This window comes from Bacillus sp. ILBB4, assembly GCF_035064545.1.
Classification (GTDB): Bacteria; Bacillota; Bacilli; order Bacillales; family Bacillaceae_H; genus Priestia.
Genome location: NZ_JAIQVD010000003.1, coordinates 923,832 through 938,801, shown reverse-complemented (window position 1 = coordinate 938,801; position 14,970 = coordinate 923,832). Strand labels below are relative to the sequence as shown.

16 protein-coding genes are annotated in these 14,970 nt (G+C 38.3%); 4 read left to right on the top strand and 12 right to left on the bottom strand.

Annotated features, from left to right (window positions below; all coding sequences use genetic code 11):
- Nucleotides 1–33: 33 nt before the first annotated feature.
- Nucleotides 34–717: a response regulator transcription factor gene (locus LAV82_RS16975; protein ID WP_499716530.1), complete on the bottom strand. Its 684-nt coding sequence runs from the start codon at nucleotides 715–717 to the stop codon at nucleotides 34–36.
- Nucleotides 695–2,185 carry a sensor histidine kinase gene (locus LAV82_RS16970; protein WP_029322108.1) on the bottom strand — a complete coding sequence of 497 codons (1,491 nt, stop codon included), beginning with the start codon at nucleotides 2,183–2,185 and terminating at the stop codon, nucleotides 695–697. Before LAV82_RS16970 ends, LAV82_RS16975 begins: the two co-directional genes overlap by 23 nt.
- 270 nt (nucleotides 2,186–2,455) lie before the next feature.
- Here LAV82_RS16970 and LAV82_RS16965 point away from each other — a divergent pair, with 270 nt between their 5' ends.
- The gene (locus LAV82_RS16965) at nucleotides 2,456–2,953 is read left to right on the top strand and encodes a GNAT family N-acetyltransferase (protein ID WP_013057298.1); all 498 of its coding nucleotides are present in this window, start codon (nucleotides 2,456–2,458) and stop codon (nucleotides 2,951–2,953) included.
- Between the two features lie 26 nt (nucleotides 2,954–2,979).
- Here the strand turns inward: LAV82_RS16965 and LAV82_RS16960 are convergent, their stop codons facing one another.
- The 3 genes from LAV82_RS16960 to LAV82_RS16950 all read right to left on the bottom strand — a co-directional run bounded on the left by LAV82_RS16960 (nucleotide 2,980) and on the right by LAV82_RS16950 (nucleotide 5,877).
- Nucleotides 2,980–3,414, bottom strand: a complete 435-nt coding sequence (locus tag LAV82_RS16960) for a lincomycin resistance protein LmrB (RefSeq protein ID WP_499716529.1) — start codon at nucleotides 3,412–3,414, stop codon at nucleotides 2,980–2,982.
- A 175-nt stretch (nucleotides 3,415–3,589) separates the two neighbouring features.
- Nucleotides 3,590–4,129 (bottom strand): SMI1/KNR4 family protein, encoded by a 540-nt coding sequence (locus LAV82_RS16955; protein ID WP_013057300.1) that lies wholly within the window; start codon nucleotides 4,127–4,129, stop codon nucleotides 3,590–3,592.
- A gap of 155 nt (nucleotides 4,130–4,284) precedes the next feature.
- Complete coding sequence (locus tag LAV82_RS16950) at nucleotides 4,285–5,877, bottom strand: APC family permease (protein ID WP_013057301.1); 1,593 nt, start codon at nucleotides 5,875–5,877, stop codon at nucleotides 4,285–4,287.
- Nucleotides 5,878–6,125: 248 nt separating this feature from the next.
- On the opposite strand from LAV82_RS16950, the gene LAV82_RS16945 reads away from it, so the two are divergent.
- From LAV82_RS16945 to spoIIP, 3 genes are all read left to right on the top strand, one after another.
- Nucleotides 6,126–7,073: an RQC-minor-2 family DNA-binding protein gene (locus tag LAV82_RS16945; RefSeq protein WP_499716528.1), complete on the top strand. Its 948-nt coding sequence runs from the start codon at nucleotides 6,126–6,128 to the stop codon at nucleotides 7,071–7,073.
- A gap of 6 nt (nucleotides 7,074–7,079) precedes the next feature.
- Nucleotides 7,080–7,694 (top strand): RQC domain-containing protein, encoded by a 615-nt coding sequence (locus LAV82_RS16940; RefSeq protein WP_499716526.1) that lies wholly within the window; start codon nucleotides 7,080–7,082, stop codon nucleotides 7,692–7,694.
- A gap of 160 nt (nucleotides 7,695–7,854) precedes the next feature.
- Nucleotides 7,855–9,024, top strand: coding sequence for a stage II sporulation protein P (gene spoIIP, locus LAV82_RS16935; protein ID WP_029322119.1), 1,170 nt, complete (start codon nucleotides 7,855–7,857; stop codon nucleotides 9,022–9,024).
- Between the two features lie 26 nt (nucleotides 9,025–9,050).
- Here spoIIP and cobO read toward each other — a convergent pair whose 3' ends face one another.
- The 7 genes from cobO to cobI are packed head-to-tail and all read right to left on the bottom strand — an operon-like array spanning nucleotide 9,051 to nucleotide 14,970.
- On the bottom strand, nucleotides 9,051–9,590 hold the full coding sequence (gene cobO / locus LAV82_RS16930) for a cob(I)yrinic acid a,c-diamide adenosyltransferase (protein WP_499716525.1): 540 nt from the start codon (nucleotides 9,588–9,590) through the stop codon (nucleotides 9,051–9,053).
- A 31-nt stretch (nucleotides 9,591–9,621) separates the two neighbouring features.
- A complete protein-coding gene (locus LAV82_RS16925) occupies nucleotides 9,622–10,191 on the bottom strand; it encodes a nitroreductase family protein (RefSeq protein ID WP_499716524.1) in 570 nt (189 codons plus the stop codon).
- Between the two features lie 20 nt (nucleotides 10,192–10,211).
- The gene (gene cobA, locus LAV82_RS16920) at nucleotides 10,212–10,982 is read right to left on the bottom strand and encodes a uroporphyrinogen-III C-methyltransferase (protein WP_013057306.1); all 771 of its coding nucleotides are present in this window, start codon (nucleotides 10,980–10,982) and stop codon (nucleotides 10,212–10,214) included.
- On the bottom strand, nucleotides 10,979–12,361 hold the full coding sequence (locus tag LAV82_RS16915) for a cobyrinic acid a,c-diamide synthase CobB (RefSeq protein WP_499716523.1): 1,383 nt from the start codon (nucleotides 12,359–12,361) through the stop codon (nucleotides 10,979–10,981). Before LAV82_RS16915 ends, cobA begins: the two co-directional genes overlap by 4 nt.
- A 13-nt stretch (nucleotides 12,362–12,374) precedes the next feature.
- Nucleotides 12,375–13,499 (bottom strand): cobalt-precorrin 5A hydrolase, encoded by a 1,125-nt coding sequence (locus tag LAV82_RS16910; RefSeq protein ID WP_013057308.1) that lies wholly within the window; start codon nucleotides 13,497–13,499, stop codon nucleotides 12,375–12,377.
- Complete coding sequence (gene cobM, locus LAV82_RS16905; protein WP_013057309.1) at nucleotides 13,496–14,272, bottom strand: precorrin-4 C(11)-methyltransferase; 777 nt, start codon at nucleotides 14,270–14,272, stop codon at nucleotides 13,496–13,498. The genes LAV82_RS16910 and cobM overlap by 4 nt, the downstream gene beginning before the upstream one ends.
- Nucleotides 14,269–14,970 carry a precorrin-2 C(20)-methyltransferase gene (gene cobI / locus LAV82_RS16900; RefSeq protein WP_029322123.1) on the bottom strand — a complete coding sequence of 234 codons (702 nt, stop codon included), beginning with the start codon at nucleotides 14,968–14,970 and terminating at the stop codon, nucleotides 14,269–14,271. Before cobI ends, cobM begins: the two co-directional genes overlap by 4 nt.

Below are 14,970 nucleotides of genomic sequence, written 5' to 3'. Positions count from 1 at the left end.
GATCGGAACGATTAATCGTTCCGATCTCTTTTTTTAAATATTAAACCGGTACCCTGCTCCCCAAACCGTTTCTAGGTACTGAGGATCTGCTGGGTTTTCTTCTAACTTTTCTCTTAGTTTTCGAATGTGAACTGTTACGGTTGAAATGTCTCCTGAAGAATCAAATCCCCAAATTTTTTCAAATAGATGTTCTTTACTTAATACTTGATTTGGATGAGAAACGATAAACTTCAGCAAATCGAATTCCTTCGCTGTAAAAAACACTTCTTTATCATTGACAAATACTCTTCTAGCGAGCCTGTCAATCGCTAAGCCATGAATACGAATCATACGCTTTTCCTGCTTATCAGAGAGTCTTTCATATCTCGCTAAATGCGCTTTGACTCTTGCGACCAGCTCCCCAGGGCTGAATGGCTTGGTAATATAGTCATCTGCACCTAGCCCGAGCCCTCTAATTTTATCGATTTCTTCTTTTTTAGCTGAAACTAAAATGATTGGAATATCTTTTGCAGCTCGAATTTGCTTACACACTTCAAATCCGCTCACTTTAGGGAGCATAATATCCAAAATAACCAGATCAAAATTTTCATTTAACGCTTTTTCTAATCCCTTATCACCGCTATATTGAACGTCTATTTCAAAATCGTTAATTTCTAAATAATCTCTTTGCAATTCAGCAATACTTACTTCATCTTCAATTAACAATATCTTCTTCATGTGTATCACCATTTTCATTCATTTTTTGCAAAGAAAAGAAAATACTTGTTCCTTCGCCAAGCTTACTTAATGCCCAGATGTCTCCCCCGTGGCGTTCAACAATTTGTTTTGCAATGGCCAGTCCAAGTCCACTTCCTCCAGTATTGCTATTGCGGGACTGTTCTGCTCGATAAAACCGGTCAAAAATATGCGCTAATGCTTCCGATGAAATCCCTGCGCCATTGTCTTTCACTTCAATAATGAGTTCACTTTCGGTAGCAGAAAGAACGATATCGATTCTTCTTCTTTCTTTATCCATAAATTTAATGCTGTTGGTTGTTAAATTTATTAAAACTCTTCGCAGCTGCTCAGCATCTGCCTTTGCATACAGTGTCGTTAGAGAATCATTAGAAAATAAAACATCAATATCATGTTCGCTCATTTCAAACTGAAGCTCTTGCACATAACTTTCCATAAATGCAGAAATATTAAGTTTTTTAAACACAAATGGAATTTCGTGCAAATCCAATTTAGAAAATAAAAACAGCTCATCGATTAACGCATTCATGTCTTTTGCTTTCGTTGAAATCGTTAACAAATATTTAGAAAGCTTATCTGGCGTATTAGCTACTCCATCTTGAATTCCTTCTACGTATCCTACAATGGAAGTAATAGGAGTTCGTAAATCGTGTGAAATACTTGAAAGCAGCTGCTTTCGGTTATCTTCATATTGAATTTGCAGTTCAACAGAAGATTTTAGTTTTTGCCTCATTTCTTCAAAAGCTTGCGTTAATTCGCCTATTTCATCCTTTGAATTAGCAGAGATCTCAAAGTGAAGATCACCTTGTTTTATTTTTTCAGCCGCTTCTTTTAATTCACGAATGGGTTTAATAATACTTCTTGAAACAAGATAGTTTAAAAATCCAATAATCACAATTACTAAAATTAATAGTAGAAAGATTAAAAAAGGGAAAATTCGATTAATAATGCCTACATAAGGGCTGATTTTTCGCAAAACGTAAATGCTTCCTTTTTCTTGATTCGAGAAAGGAAAATCAAGGTTGATATATGTAAAGTACTGCTTGCCTATGCGCAGCATGTCCTGCTGATACGAATGATTTCCTTTACTTTTTTGATGCTTTGGCAAGTATTTACGGAGGTTTTCTCCTTTAATGGATTCTGAAGCATATACAACCTCTGTATTTTTTTGAATCACAATATCAATATTTTCAAATTCATATTTTTTAACCGTCTCCGGCCGCAGCAGCTGCTCCGGTTTTTCTTCACTCAATAACTTTAAATCTAAGAATGCATTTTCTTCTTCTGGCGTTAACAATTTATACTCATAGGAGTGACTGTACAGTTTTCTTACAAAATCGGCGTCTCCAGTAATGGAGAAGAAAATGAGAAAGCCCGATAAAAAAAGCAAAATAATAAAGACAAACACAATACTGATATACGTTAAAATAAAACGCAGCTGAATTGACATTACTTACCCTATGCCCCTTTGGCTTTAACAAAACTATTTGATAGACTAGTAAAGGTGAATAACAAATAGATCGTTAGACATTATACATATAGCAAAAATTAAAACAACAAAACAAATGTATATTCTCACTTTACCGTGATAGAGTGAGAATGAACACCACCTTTTTTACCATTTTATGAATTACTGGAAAATTATGATCTATTTTTCATAATATTCTTAGGCTGAAAGGTATACTATATGCCTTAATATTTTTAAAAAGGAGATTTTTTAATGAAAATTATTAAAGCTACTTCCTCTCACATCCCTTCTGTTGCCCGTCTGTACGTTGACAGCTGGCGCATTACATACAAAGGATTAGTACCTGATGCTTATTTAAAAAGCTTATCTTATAAACAAAGTACAGAAAAATGGTCCCTTTTTCTTACCGAGCCTTCTCATTTTATTTTGCTCGCTATCGATGAACGAGGAAAGATTGTCGGCTTTTCAGCAGGTAAGCCTCATTTGTCCCGTGCTGAAATATACGCGCTATACGTTTGCAAGGAAGTGCAAAACCAAGGAATTGGTCACCTTCTATTTTCTCATTCAGTAAAAGAATTTGCTGATCAGCAATATACGTCTATGATTATTTGGGCTATGAAGAAAAATAAGAAAGCCGTTCAGTTTTATAAAAAATCAGGCGGCAAAAAAATCTTGAATCGCACAAGTCAGTTTGGAGAAACTAAAGTTGAAGACGAAGCATACGGTTGGGAACGTCTTCCTTCTATATAAATAAACGGGCACACTAGTGTGCTCGTTTATTTGATAGGAACTCCTGTCGAAGAATTTTCTGGAGCTTGAGTTCGTTTTAGAAAAAAAGATAAGACGTGGGCAATCACTCCAACGATAGTAGCAATAAAAAATGCTTGCTGCAATCCGGAAATCAGTCCATTCACTTTTGCTAAAGCTGTATTTGGTTCATTTACCCCTTTTACGTAACTCTCTTTTCCAGAAGACATAATACTGACAAATAGCGCAGTTCCAATTGCTCCGGACACTTGGTGTAATGTATTCATTATTGCTGTGCCATGAGGATACAGCTGCTTAGGGAGCTGATTTAACCCGGTAGTCTGTGCAGGCATCGTCACCATAGAAGTACCAATCAACATGATCACGTGTAGCGCAACAACATAAGCTACACTCGTAGAAGCAGCGAGTTGACTAAAAAGTACAAGAGATAGGATAACGAGCACAAGACCTGGAGTGACTAATGCTTTAGGACCAAACTTATCAACAACTCAGATATTAGACAATTTCTATACAATCATACTCATAACCTTTTAGAATCGCTGCGCTGTTCTAGCTTATAATGACTATACAAAAAGCAGAACGATTATACGCTCTGCTTTTAAGTTCGAGAAGATAATATTATTGAGCCGTCGTCTTTTTGTCCGTTGAATGAACTTTATTACAAAGCTCATTCCAGTGCCAAAAACAATTCCCTTGACTCACTATAAAACAATCCAGCCATTTCTGAAAATTCATATGTAATACATGTGCATCTTGAAACGATGCGTTCCGCTTTTTTACTATTATATATGCAGAGTGCGCTGATTTTTTGGAGTCAATGATAATCTCTTCTTCTCCAACAGACCCAATTGTCATATAGAGACTCTGACTTTTATAAGCTGTTTCTCTTACATCTTCTAAGCTATAAAGATTCCCTGCTATTTTTTTGTCAGCATCAATGAACAAATTACACCCATTTGTTAGCTGCAAAAACTGCTTGTAGTCTTCAGGAAGTGATACATGCATTTCTTCTTCAAAAACATTCAGTTGATTCTTGCTTACTCCATCAAAAAAAGTACAAGTGGTTCTGTATACTTCTCCTTCATTTTTACACACTTCTATAACATTATTGTTTTCCCACAGCCGCTTTCGAAGTGAATTTATTATTTTTTCAATCATACTCTTCCTCCAAGCGTTGGATTTAAAACGGTTACATTACATTAATTAAACAATAATGTGCTAATTCCTTCTTTCCTACTAAATTATACGACAAACTTTAGAAATTCATGTTCAAATAACATAGAAAAAAGCAGCGAATATCGCTGCTTTACAGGTTATACAGGTGCTTTTTCTTCCTGTTCAGGATGGTGATCGTAATCAATAAGCGCTTTTGGAAGGCCCGTATATTTAGCCCAATAATAAATCCCAAGAGATACGACCGCTATGATAATTAAGTCTACAGGCGTATCGATCAAACCCTTTCCTCCGCCGAACGAACCAATATAAGAAATAAAGAGCATGATGATATAATAAGCAACTAACCACCAAGTTGATTTAATCTGCTGACGGAGACTTACTTCGTTTTTAGGCACATATTTAGCAAAAATCAAATATATAACAAACATAACCAATTGAGAAGTTAACAGCCATGAAATAGTCTTCCATCCTGACCAGTAGACAATAAAGGAAGCAAAAATAAAGGATAATGGACCAATTATACTCATTCCTCTTAATTTAAAAGGCTTTTCCAAATCTTTTGCGTTCACCATAAAGGCCGCTGATGAAATTGGTGCAATTGCGTAAGAAAGAATAAGCGCAACAGAGCATACGTTTACGAGTGCATTCCATGAAGGAAATGGCAGTGTCCAAAAAATCGAAAGTCCTAATGAAAGCCATAGAGATGATCGAGGAATCCCTGTTTTTTTATCCACATGAGCAAACGTTTTAAATAGCGTACCGTTACGAGACCAAGCATAGATAAGTCTAGATGTTGTATTCATAAAAATATTACCGTTACCACCTGGTGATAAAATGGCGTCTAAAATAACAAGTGTTGCTAGCCACCCAAGACCAAGAACAACAGCGATGTCTTTAAATGGCAGTGAGAATTTATCTTGAATGCCGGACCAACCGCCTTTAATCATGTCAGATGGAATAGCTCCGATAAATAATACTTGTAGAGCAGTATAAATGAGAGCTGCTAGAATGATACAAATCACAAGAGCAATTGGAATATTACGCTGAGGATTTTTCACCTCTCCAGCTACCGATACAATTGGATGAAGGCCTAAGTAGGCAAACATAACCCCGCCTGTGGCAATGGCGGCCTGGATACCATCAAACCCCCCGGGAGCAAACTCTCCCATCGTAAAGTTTCCTGACTTAAAATAAAATGCCAGCGTTACGATTACTGTAAGCGGCACAAAATATTTAAAAATAGAAATAATAATATTCGATTTCGCAAATGCTTTTACACTCCAGTAATTGAGTAAAAAGAATAAGCAAAGCAACACAAATTGTAGAATCCATCCAGATATCGTCGGTGAATCAGATCCAGATTTTGTTAAACCCGGAAACCAGTAGGCCACATACTGTCTCACAGCTGTTACTTCGATAGCGATTAGGCTCGTGTACGCTACAATAGTAATAAATGAAATCATATAGCCGACAAGATGACCGTGTGAATAAACAGGATATCGAATAATTCCTCCTGTACGAGGCAAGGCAGCCCCTAGCTCAGCGTATACAAGGCCTATTAATAAAATAATAACTCCACCAATAACCCAAGAAAAACTTCCTGCAGGACCGGCTTGCGTAGCGACATTGCTAACGGCAAACAGCCAAGCGGAGCCAAAAATAGCCCCTAATCCAATCAATGTTAAATCTAATAGGGATATCGTCTTTTTAAACGGACCTTTATTCTCCATAAGCTTCCTCCTTTGGATGAATCATCACTTTTGTTGTTTTTTTTGACAACATTCATATATATTCGATAATATGTGTCAAAATTTTTATTACTATACCCATTCAAAATTACTTTGAATCCCTTTTCTTGATTTCTACAGATTAATTAACAGAAAATTTAAAAAATAACTCTTATATTCAAGACACACTAAAACTTTTTCTTCTCTTCTTTAATAGGTAAAATACTCAATAAATGAAAGGAGTTAGACAAATGACTTTACCAGAAAATTTGCCTGTTGATTTTACAGCTTACAACCACTTAACATTCCTTCCGCTCGGACGCAAAAATAAACCGATTCGGTCCTTAGGAAGTAAACATACTAAAGGGCTACTTGGACGTTTAAATGACTACTTTGAGCGAGCAATGAATGAGTTATCTCAAGAAGATATAGTCCTTTTTCAAACGTTCTTATATGGAAGTCATAGGGGCGGTTTTCCCGTCGCAATTGATAAAAATGAAGACGTTTATCCTCACTTTTGGAAACCAACTTCATTTCTATGGAAAGAATATAATAAGAATCGCGGCATTCCTATTCATCATGATGAGTTTTATTCTCAAGATTTTACGGTTTTAACTAAAAATGAGTTGGAAAACTACCTCGGAAGTATTATGAAAGATTACATGTTTTGCGCTAGGATACATGATTCTTTCAAAGAAGAATGGATTCAACATATTAATAAGTGTTTCTTCAAACATCCGCTCATTTCCCTTTATCATCGAAATGCAGATGTGATTGAAGCAATTGAACAATCAAAAAAATCACCTTTGCTTTTTATTATGAAAAACCCTGAGCAAATTGCTTTTTGGCGCAATCGGATTGAAATCATTATGAGACCTTTTCGATCTCTTCCTTACACCGCCTTTGAGAGAGGATTTTCAGATACGGAAGATACGGTATTAACTGTTCACGGAGAAAACGAGATCATTCGCTTAACTTCAGAAAACAGAGGTCTCGCCGTAACATATGATGTTGCAAATGATGCTATTTCACTCGATGATGAGTATAATGTAGTGCTAGCAGCGAAACGCTTAGCTACAACTCAGCGGCAGTTCGAAGAGATTATAGATGAAAATGAAGAAGTGATTCAAAAACTACTGGTCTTTTTTAAATGGAAAAGTCTTTTAAAGCATCATGAAGTGCACATCAAAGAAATCTAAGACAAATTGTGCAGCCTAACCACTTATCAACTTAATCAAAGACAAGTTTTACAGGAAAACGATCCCTTTCTTTCCTTCATTCAAAAGGTATTACAAGTAAAAACACCGAATGCAAAGCTCGAAGTTGGTTCCATTCAATGGTTTTCACAATGGAATTTTCCAGATGTCACCCTGCTGCAGGAAACAAACAAATTTACATGTTGTATGGATCCAAACGAAATAGAAAAGAAACTGACAGAAATAAGCGCTAAGATAGAAAATGAACTTCATAAGCAGCGTCAGGATCTGCTTTCGACTCCCCTAAAAATCGGTCAAATAACTTTTGATTCAAACCAAATGCTACGGTTACTAACACTTATAGATACCTTAAAGAACACGGAAACTCAGCAGAGTTACGTACAAATTTTAGAAGGTGTTTCTACTAACAGCATTCGTCAAAAAGAGCTCGATAAAATACCCGCATTTGGATTGTTAAGTTCCGTAAAGCGCAAGCGCATCGTTACGTATTTACAAGAATTGCAAAACTATCAGCTGCTAAAAAAAGAGAAAAAAGGATTCAGCCTCACTCCAAAAGGCGAAGCCATCCGACGTCTATTTGAAGAAGAATCACGGAGAATATGAGATTATATCTCGCGTGATTCTTCTTTTTTGATTTTGAAGACTACTTTCTCTATTAAATGCTTATCATAATTAGAAGTCTCCATTCATATAATCATTACTAGATTAGCAAAGTCCTTCATACCTATTAGCCTGATGCTGACATAGAGAGGAGATTTCGCCATTGAAATCTAGTAATCGCGCCAATTTTGTAGTGTTAACATATAAGATGGTTCTTGTTATTTTATCCATTGTTTTAATGACATCATCTATCATTGTTCTAGTGAGCTACTCAGCATTTAAAGAACAGTTCAATTCTTCTATTGTCTATCAAACGTTATCGAGGCATAAAGCAGAAAGCCTTTATTATTTGATGAGCCAGGAAAATCATCATTTTTCAACGGCTTTTGATAAAAATTACTCGCCTCCAGGTCTTTCTTCTACACTGCTAGAGTTATCAACAAGTATTCGAGCAGAAGACGCGAGAAGCTTGTTTGGTTCAGAACTTCCTGGATTCAGTATTTATGACTCCAATATTATCATCGCCGGTGAAGGCACAAATTTCACAAACTTCCCTAGAGAATCTGCACCGCCGTTAGATGAAACGCTAAAAGAAAGAAATTCTACTACAAAAGTTCAGCAACCTAAAGAAAACAATGGTACGAATGCTCCAAATAATAATACAACTGGCGGAAAAAAGGTATTTTATATTTATCATACACACAGCTGGGAATCTTACTTGCCTCTGTTAGGACTTGAAGGTGATCCAGATGCTAATAAAGCTGTAGATAGCAAAACCAATATTAATATAGTCGCAAATATGCTAGGAAAAGATTTAGAGGCTCAGGGAATTGGAACAGAAGTAGATCAAACCAATATTGGACAGAAATTAAAAGAAAAAGGTTGGAACACCAACCAATCGTATGCCATGTCTCGTACAGTCATTGAAACGGCGATGACTGAGAATAGAGATTTAACTTACTTTATCGATTTGCATCGAGATTCGCTTCGAAAAGATAATACAACTATTAAGATTAACAATAAATCGTATGCAAAAGTTGTGTTTGTTTTAGGGAAAGCAAATCAAAACTTTGAACAAAACTTAAAGATGGCAAAAGCGCTTCATGAAGGTCTTGAAAAGAAATATCCTGGGTTAAGCCGCGGAGTTATTGGCAAAAACAAATCCAGCGGTAACGGTGTATATAACCAAGATGTTTCTAAAAATGCGATTTTAATTGAAGTGGGCGGAGTTGATAATAACTTTGACGAATTAACCAACACAGCAAAAGCACTGTCTGATGTCATTAGCCAATTTTACTGGCAAGCTGAAAAAGTAGATGCCCCTGCTCAATAAAAAAAGCCCTCTTCACTGAGGGCTTTTTAAAATTCAATTCCTTTTACAGCAGGAATTCCTTCATCATAATAATGTTTATGAGGCTTCATTTCCGTCACAAGATCTGCTACATCCATCACTTCTTTTTTGGCAGAACGCCCGGTAATGACCAAATGCATATGCTCAGGGCGCTTTTGAATAAGGTCAATTACTTCGTGTAGCGGTAGCACATCATCAATAGGAAATTTCTCGATAGCCAGTGCATTATTTAACTCGTCCAAAATAACTACATCATATTCGTTCGAGAAGACTTTTTCCTTCGTTAGCGCCCAAGCTTTTTGCAAAGCTTCGCGATGTTCAGGCGGTGTTTTTGTCCACGTAAAGCCCACTCCTGTTTGAATCATTTCAATTCCTATTCTGTCAAACATCAGCTTTTCGCCATATGTACGCTGAGGAGATTTAATAAATTGAATCATTAATACTTTTTGTCCGCGTCCCGTAGCGCGCAACGCAAGACCTAAAGCAGCGGTTGTTTTTCCTTTACCGTCTCCGGTATAAATTAACGTAAGACCCCGTTTGTCTTTCAATCTAAAAACCTCTTTTTCTTCGAATTTCAGTTTACAGCCATGTTGTTTTTTCTGTAAACGGTGTTCTAGCAGGCTCTTTCATTTTTGTAAGAGACTCTTCATTTGGATAGCCTAGAAATACGTTTCCTACTACGACTTTACCTGAAGGCTTGCCGATAAACTCATACAGCCTCTCATCTCGAACAAGACCAACGCCTCTTGTTCTCCAAACGAATCCAAGACCTAGTTCTTTAGCTGCTAGCCACATGGAATGAATCGCGCATGAAACCGCATATTTGTTGTCTTCAGTGGCTTCTTCGTCTCCTTCAACTGTGTCAGCTGTTACGACGATATGTACAGGCGTATTTTTTACTACTTTTAACGAACTTTCTACTAAATGAGGCTTTGTAGGAAAGCGCTCCTTTAAATAAGCTTCAGCCAGTTCTTCATACTTCTTTTTTGCTTCTCCTTGAATCACATAAAAGCTCCAAGGCTCTCTCATTCGGTCATTTGGAGCCCACGTCGCTGCTTCAAGCAGCTGTTCGATTTTCTCTTGCTCCACTTCACGTGCTTCATGATCTCGTACCGCTCTTCGTTCTTTTAGCTGTGAGATAATCGTCATATTGTCTCCTCCTTTTAACATTAAAGCAGAATATTTTCCGCTCTTTCTTCGAACCATTTTATTTTTTCTCTAATTGTCACTACTTCACCTACAAGCACGATGGCAGGATGAGCAATTTCTGCTTTTTTTGCTATTTCTTCGATTGTGGCAAGCGTTCCCGTTACGGTGCGCTGATACTTCGTCGTTCCCCATTGGACAAGCGCTACTGGCGTATGTTTATCTCGTCCATGGTCCATCAACTGCTTGCATATATGAGGTAAATTTCCAACACCCATATAAAACGCAATTGTATCTATTCCTTGAGCAAGCGCTGACCAGTTTAAATAATCTTTTCCTTTTTCTTCTCTTCCATGACCCGTTACAATCGCAAAAGAAGTGGCATGATCTCTATGGGTAACCGGAATTCCTGCATAAGCTGGAGCTGCAATTCCTGAGGTGATACCAGGAACGACTTCGTAAGGAATTCCTTGAGTAGCAAGTACTTCAGCTTCCTCTGCTCCGCGGCCAAACACAAAAGGATCGCCTCCTTTTAAGCGCGTCACTACTTTTCCTTGAAGTGCTTTTTCAACAAGCAGTTCGTGGATACGATCTTGGATGACTCCGTGCTTGCCCGGTAATTTCCCGCAAAAAATAAGCTCCGCATCTTTTTTAGCATAGTTTAACAACTGTTCGTTGGCTAAGCGGTCATATAAAATAACATCTGCTTCTTGAATACACTCCATTCCATATACGGTTATTAGCTTCGGATCTCCTGGTCCGGCTCCTACTAAATATACTTTTCCAACTGTCACACGGCATCTCTTCTTTCTTTTTTTACCGCTTTACACTGTTCCACCCAGTTTTCTACCATCTCCGTAGAAGAGCCGAAATGAAAGTGCGTATAGCCGGCAATTAAATTATTGTTCATATAGCCTTCTTCTTTCATTCCTCGCATCCCTTTTGTATCATAGGCAGGCGAAAACTCTTTCTCTGAATGAAAGGTTGAATAATGAAATTCATGGCCTTTAGCTCGTATATCGCCTTTAAATAAAAAATTCCCCGGCTTTCCCGTCACTTCTCGGTATCCTAAAGCAGCTAATTTTGTCTGCATTCTTACTTGTCCGGGGATAAGCCCCACCATTTCGTGGCATGTATCATCTGTTGTGACAATAGCATCTGTTAAGAACATAAAGCCTCCGCACTCAGCAAGCGTAGGAATTCCTTTTTGGATGGCTGCTCGAACAGAATTTTTAACGTCGATTTGCTGAGCCAGCGTTTCAGCAAATTCTTCTGGAAATCCGCCTCCTATATAAAGACCGTCAGCATCTTGCGGAACCGTTTCTCCTTTTAAAGGCGAAAATTCTACAAGCTCTGCTCCGTAAGCTTTTAACAATTCGAAATTTTCTTCATAATAAAAGTTAAAAGCCGCATCTCTCGCTACAGCAATTTTCACTTGAGGTACGGACGGCTTTGTAAAGATAGGATCATTAATTTCTATTTTAGGAGCTAAAGCCAGTTCATATACTTTTTCGATATCAATTGTATCATGAACAAGCTTTCCTAACTGTTCAAAAAACGATGTTAACTCTCCTCGTTCAATCGACGGAATGAGCCCGAGGTGACGTTCAGGAATCGTAAGATCATCGTTTCTTTTCAAGTAGCCTACTACAGGGATATGACATTCCTGCTCAATCGCTGCCTTAACAAGTTTATAATGTCCTTCACTTCCAACCCGGTTAGCAATCACCCCGACGATGTTCGCTTCGGGTAAAAATTGCTGAAACCCTTTTACAATCGCCGCTGCACTTCTAGCCATACTAGCACAGTTGACAACTAAAAGGACAGGGCTATTGGTGATTAAGCTGATTTCTGCTGTTGTTCCTTCATTCGTTAACGGATTTTTCCCATCGAAAAATCCCATAACTCCTTCCATGATGGAAATATCAGCATCTTCACTAGTACGAGCGACAATTTCTCTAACCATATCGTGTTCAAGCATCCAGCTGTCTATATTTCGAGACGTTCGTTCTGTAACAGCCGTATGATACGTTGGATCAATATAATCGGGTCCGCATTTAAACCCTTGAACTCTGTAACCGGCTTGTCTTAATGCTGCCATCAGCCCGATTGTAAGGGTTGTTTTCCCTACGCCACTTCCGGTACCGGCAATGACGAGTCTTCTGTTTGACATGTTGTTCTCTCCTTTAGTCATATGGAATAAGTGCCACTGAAATGGTTACATTCCCTGACTTTTTCTTCACAAGTTCAAGCTTATCAGCACCGCTGTATAACATAGCAGCAGGTTCACTAACGCCATATGCACCTGTATATTTAAAAACAGTATCTGAAGGCTGTTGGATACTTATGCTGTTTAGCTCTTGGGGCGAATAATAGACAAACTCCCAGCCGTACTTAGACGCCACTTCTAACAGCCCTTCTTCATCTTTCTTTAACTCTATTGTACATAATGCTTTTACACTTTTCATTGAAAACTGAAGTTCAGCAAGCGTTTTTTCAATAACGGTTTCAATTTCAGCTGTACTTGTCCCTCGATTGCATCCCATCCCAATCGCTAATACTTTTGGCCGGTAAAGAACACCGTTTTCTAAGATTGCTTCTTCCTCTTTTTTTAAATTGCGATGCGTTACGACCAAAGCAGCATGTGGCGATGCTTCAAGAGCTGTCTGAATCGATGAATATGTTTTAATGTTAGCTGGAACAGGGTGCTCATAATGCCACCAGTTCTTTTCACCTGATTCTTGAACCACTGCTATTTCTTCTTCATTCACCACAGAAGCGCTGACAGGCGTTAGTTTTTCTGCTGATTCCCACACCCATCCAAAGCGCTTACCAAATAAATCAACCGGAATTGTTTTTTGCACATCGGATGCTGTTGTAATAACAGGATGAGCTTCAAGAGCTGCCGCAACTTCACGCGTAAGCTCATTTGCTCCTCCGATATGACCTGAAAGCACGCTGATGACATTTTCGCCTTTATCATCAATGACAACAACCGCAGGATCCGTTTTCTTATCTTTTAAAATAGGTGCAATCATACGTACAACTGCTCCCAGTGAGATAATAATAATAAGTCCTTTATATGATTCAAAAAGAGAAGGCAAAAGCATCCGAACGCTTCCTGAAAACAGCTGAATGTTCTGCTCTTGTTCGTCTCCTTTTTCAAACTTGCTCATGTAATACACATCAGACTGCTGAAAAGTGCGGCCTAGATTTCTTGCAATTTCTACGCCGTGCTTCGTGATGGCCACGACAGCATAATCCCCGCGCTGTGTAATGAGGGCTTTTCTTCCTTCTTGGAGTTGAATCATTCCGACTTCACTCCTCTTCGAAAGCCATGGGTAAATGTTTTATCATAAAGTTTTGAACGATAATCTTTGTCATGAATGTGTGGATCAAGTGCCCAGCCTGCCAAAATCATCGCCTGCTTGCGAATGCCGTTTGTTCGCATAGCGTCATCGAGGTCTTTTACCGTTGTGCGAACAATTTTTTCATCTGGCCACGTTGCTTTATAGACTACTACAATCGGCGTATCCTCACTCCAACCGGCGTTTATAAATTCTTTCATTACTTTTTTTGTGAGCGTCGCGCTTAAAAATAACGCAATCGTACATTTATGTTTTGCTAAATCGGTTAATTTTTCAAACTCAGGCACAGGCGTTCTTCCTTCAGCACGAGTTAAAATAACCGTTTGAGTCAAATCTGGAATGGTTAATTCTGCCTCAGCCGCTGCTGCAGCAGCGAATACGGAGCTGACGCCCGGAACGATTTCAATATCAACGCCTTCTCTTTTTAAAAGTACCATTTGTTCCATAATGGCTCCGTACATAGCAGGATCTCCGGTATGAACTCTTACAACCATTTTTCCTTCACGCATGCGATCAAGCATCGTACCGACCATTTCTTCTAAATGCATACCCGCTGTTTTTAACACTTCAGCTCCTGGTTTAGACTTAGCAACTAGCTCTTGACTTACCAGTGAGTCAGCGTACAAGACAACATCTGCTTGCTGAAGTAATTTTAAGCCTTTTACGGTAATTAAATCTGGATCTCCGGGTCCAGCTCCGATTATGTATAACTTCATTTTCTCACCACCATTAGCGTTAAGTATTGTAAATCGGCTCCTTCTAGTTCTGAAGCTTTCCAGATAATTTCTTCATCTGACGTTACTTTTGTCACCACTGACGCTTTTTCAAGCAGATCAAGCTCTTTTAAAAGACCAACCATAAAATCGATGACTTTGGCCACTTTAATAAAAATGACGCAGTCGTTTTCCATTAATACTTTTTTCATTGTTTCATAATCTTCACGAGCAGGAACAATTGCTACGTGTTCATCACCGTCTGCTAACGGAATACCTAAACGAGATGCAGCTCCATTAATGGATGAAATACCAGGAATTACTTGAATCGGAGCTTCAGGGTGACGTTCTTGCATCAGGCGCATCATGTGAATAAACGTACTGTAAAGCATAGGGTCGCCCTCTGTGACAAATGCTACATCTTTTCCTTCCTCGAGCTTTTCCCATACTCGTTCTACCGTTTCGGTCCACTTTCTTTCCAAAATAGCAGGATCTTTTGTCATTGGAAACACAAGGCCAAGCATATCTTTTTCATTTGCACTGAAATAGACATCAATAATTTTTTGGGCATAGCTTTTGCTTCCTTTTTGCTTTTTAGGATACGCAATAACAGGTGATTCTTTTAATTTACGAAATGCTTTTACTGTAATAAGTTCTGGATCTCCCGGTCCAACTCCAAGTCCGTACAATGTTCCAATCAT